5 protein-coding genes are annotated in these 3,446 nt (G+C 62.2%); 4 read left to right on the top strand and 1 reads right to left on the bottom strand.

What is annotated here, in order from left to right; genetic code table 11:
- From ACLP9N_RS32285 to ACLP9N_RS32300, 4 genes are all read left to right on the top strand, one after another.
- Window positions 1-274: hypothetical protein (locus ACLP9N_RS32285; protein ID WP_442411202.1), on the top strand; the 274-nt coding region annotated here is incomplete at its 5' end.
- Window positions 271-726, top strand: coding sequence for a TadE/TadG family type IV pilus assembly protein (locus tag ACLP9N_RS32290; protein WP_442411203.1), 456 nt, complete (start codon window positions 271-273; stop codon window positions 724-726). The genes ACLP9N_RS32285 and ACLP9N_RS32290, both read left to right, overlap by 4 nt.
- Before the next feature lie 77 nt (window positions 727-803).
- Window positions 804-2,357, top strand: a complete 1,554-nt coding sequence (locus tag ACLP9N_RS32295; RefSeq protein ID WP_442411204.1) for a VWA domain-containing protein — start codon at window positions 804-806, stop codon at window positions 2,355-2,357.
- Between the two features lie 93 nt (window positions 2,358-2,450).
- Window positions 2,451-2,702 (top strand): hypothetical protein, encoded by a 252-nt coding sequence (locus tag ACLP9N_RS32300; protein WP_442411205.1) that lies wholly within the window; start codon window positions 2,451-2,453, stop codon window positions 2,700-2,702.
- A gap of 444 nt (window positions 2,703-3,146) precedes the next feature.
- Here ACLP9N_RS32300 and ACLP9N_RS32305 read toward each other — a convergent pair.
- Window positions 3,147-3,446, bottom strand: a 300-nt coding sequence (locus ACLP9N_RS32305; RefSeq protein WP_442411206.1) for a hypothetical protein, incomplete at its 5' end; no start/stop codon positions are given.

The following is a 3,446-nucleotide window of genomic DNA, read 5'->3' on the forward strand; positions in this document are numbered from 1 at the left end:
GCCCTCGATGCTACAGAGAAATGAACTAGCCATGCCAACTGACCGAGCCATGAGTGACCAAAGGCGCACCGGGTGGCTCGCCACCCTCCACCACCGCCTGAGTTGGGTTGCCGACCGGCCTGGGTCGGGCGTGGTGCATCAGCTCACGGCCTGTCTCGTCAAAATGGCGGACCAGCGCACGGCGAATAGCGCCGCCTATGCCGATGCACTCGCGTGCAATGCCAGCAGTTCCACCACCACGATGAATACAGATCACGATGGTGAAGTGACATGACGATGGGCCGGTTCAGTCTGCTCGGCGGCTTGCGGGGGAAGGACAGGCGGGGCACATCCGCCCTGGAGTTCGCCATTATCGCTCCGGTGCTGTTCCTTGTCGTGTTTGGAGAGGCCGAGTTCGTGATAGTCCTGAGCGAATACTTCACGCTGGCGAATGCCGTCGGCTCCGGTGCAATGCAGTTCGCATTCAGCGCCGGAGTGGACGCGACGCCCTATACCGACGCGGTGAGCGCGATCACGACAGCGGCGCCGACCCTGACGCCGCTGACGATTACCTTGTCGGTCAATGGGACGCCATGCACGACCGACGTTGCATGCGCGCCGGCGCTGTCGGCCGGCACCGGGTACGTGACGGCGAAGGCAACATATCCGTGTGCGTCGTCGCAAGTCGTCTATGATTTGATGCCTGGCTGCACCCTGATGGCCCAACAGACGGAGCGCGTGCAATGAACCGGGACACAGAGTCCTGTTTTCGCCGAGTGCTCAGGGACAAAAGCAGCTCCGTTGCCATACTGGCGGCGGTCGGGATGACTGCCCTGCTCGGCTTCGCCTCGATATCGGTTGACGTAGGCTATGTGTTATGGGCCAAGAACGCGCTCCAGGAGTCAACCACTGCGGCGGCGTTGGCAGGAGCGAAGGACATCGGTGTCGGCGGGACGCCGATCGCCACAGCGACTTCGTACAGTTCCGTGACGAGTTCGCCTCCGAACATGAACAACATCCCTGGTGTCACCACCGTGATGGCGGCGGGATACCCGGCGCTGCAGTGTTTCAAGATCGGACCTGCATGCACCACCAACCAGACGCCTGCAACGCTCGCGAACGGCATCCAGGTGGAGCAGACGGCGACCATCCCGCAGTTTTTCGCGAAGATTCTGGGATTCTCTTCGGTGAATATGACGGCAAGCGAGGCTGCGCTCGCGGCGGGCCAGGCGCCGCCGCCGCTCAACGTGATTTTCATCGTCGATGCGACTGCATCGATGGGCGACGCCGACGCCACCTGCGGCAGTACGAAAATCCAGTGTGCGGTAGAAGGCTTTGAGGCACTGCTGGGCGAGCTTTGGCCCTGCGCATCCAACCTGACCAGTTGCGGCGCGGTGGTAAATCACAACGTCACGAAACCGGTGGACGAGGCAGGATTGCTGCAGTTTCCAGGGTTGCAAAGCGCCCCGCCGGCGAGCTTTAATTGTGCCAGCCTGTCAACGACGGCGTACGCGGGGATCAACGGCAAAACCAACGCCACGACCGCGGACACATCGAGCACGCTGCATTTCGCAGCGACGCCGGCCTTCAACACCGGATTGCAGGCATTGGTGACCGACGAGACGCACCCGTCGTACATCCAGACCGGTACCACCATCACGTCGACGACCGCCACGACGGCGGTAATGAGCACGACACCGACATCGAAAGACACCATCGCGAATGGCGACTCCATTGGTGTTTGGCCGCCGATCTACCAGGTCGTCCCTTTGTCGAGCGATTACCGGACGTCCGACACGGCGACCACTCTTAACGCGAGTTCCAGCCTGATAACTTGCTTAAAGTCTATCGCAGCGCCAGGCGGGTACGGCACCTTCTACGCCGATGCGATCAACGTGGCCCAGAGCAACCTGACAGCCAGCGCCCGGTCGGGCGCGAGGAACGTGATCATCCTTATGAGCGACGGGGAAGCGAATGCTACGTCCGCCAATATGGTGGAGCAAGGAACGACAACAACGGCCAGCAACGAGTGCAAAGCGGCGATCACGGCGGCGCAACACGCGGCGAGTGCGGGCACCTGGGTGTACACGATCTCCTATGGCACGGCGTCGTCCGGCGGTTGCACCACAGACTCGGGATCTTACGCCAACGCGTGCTACGTGATGAGCCAAATCGCCAATGTTCCGGGGGCCAAGGCAGGTACCTATGTCAACGATCCGACGAAGTTCTACGCCGACGACGCGGACGGCTGCTCATCGAGCGCTCACCCGAGCATCACCGCCCTGAACTCGATATTCCTGAACATCGAGTATTCCCTGACAACCCCGCGGCTGATCCCCAACGCCTGCCTCGCAAACCCGCCACCGGGATGGTGCTAGCAGAGACCGCGGGAGCTCAGGGCATTCGCACTGCTACCGGCGAACCGCGGCATCGTCGCCAACAGCGATGACGCTGCCCGGGCAGGTGCGACGGTGACCGTGAGCGCCGGCGCCTACAGTTCCGCCAACACCACGAACTACGTCGTGAGCCTGGCGTCCTCGCGCGGCGGCGTCATCGCCTCGGGGATGGTCTCACTTAGCAACACGGCGACCTGTGGCGGAGTCGGCGGCGTTTCGCAGGTCTCCATCAACTACGATTTCGTCACCGTCGCGCCGGTTCTGCTGACGGCGATGGTCAACGGTTTCACTGTTCCCGCATCCGCCTGTTTCCCGAACTACAGTTGAACCGCCGCCTGCCGGCAGCGCACCCGGAGGCTCGGGGATCGTGCCAGAGCCTGTCCGCCACAGGCGTTCGGTCTGCAACGCGGAGCGCAAGGTGGCCAAAACAGTCCGGTGGCATGCCTTGGGCGATCTGCTCGTAGCGCCAATACCAACCGGCCGAAAGATTGACGGATGGGGGCGGACCGTGCCGTACGTCAATCTTTCGGACGGCTGATGTAACAAGTTGTTAACCTTTTTGGCGCATGATGCCCCCGGCTTCGATGCATGCAATGAAGACGCTTCAGCCGCCACGTTGGTTACTCTCCCGATCGCGCTGCGCGCGCAGCGGGTCGGGGAACCCAGCCCATCAGATGCCTGCCCGACAGGCACGGTGAGCCCGTTTCTGGTGGGGATGCGGTGCCACATCACCTGCTCGACAGGTGGTATGGGCGCATCCCCCAGGCGGTCTCAAGGGGAACGACGCAAACCGTCCGCGCATGCGCGCTCCAAAGCCCCAACCAATTCGTGAGCAGCAAAATCGAACGCCTCGATCAGTCGGATATAGTCATCCTCGGTCAGGTCGAGCGCACGTGCCTTGCCATATTCCCTCGCGAGATGCTCGGCCTTCATCCAAGTGGCCGATTGCCCTCTGCTGCCCAGTCCGGCGAACCATACCGTCCAGCCGTCGATGATAATCCCATGGACCGGGAAGGACCATCCGCCCGGCCGATCTGATCCGGATTTGGGGGATGATTTGAAAGGATAGTG

The sequence above is a fragment of the Mycobacterium sp. genome (genome assembly GCF_052144515.1).
Lineage (GTDB): Bacteria > Actinomycetota > Actinomycetes > Mycobacteriales > Mycobacteriaceae > Mycobacterium.

What these genes read in the sequence shown, in the direction of transcription:
- ACLP9N_RS32290 (WP_442411203.1), top strand. Translation starts at nt 271, where the DNA reads ATGACGATGGGCCGGTTCAGTCTGCTCGGCGGCTTGCGGGGGAAGGAC.
- ACLP9N_RS32295 (WP_442411204.1), top strand. Translation starts at nt 804, where the DNA reads ATGACTGCCCTGCTCGGCTTCGCCTCGATATCGGTTGACGTAGGCTAT.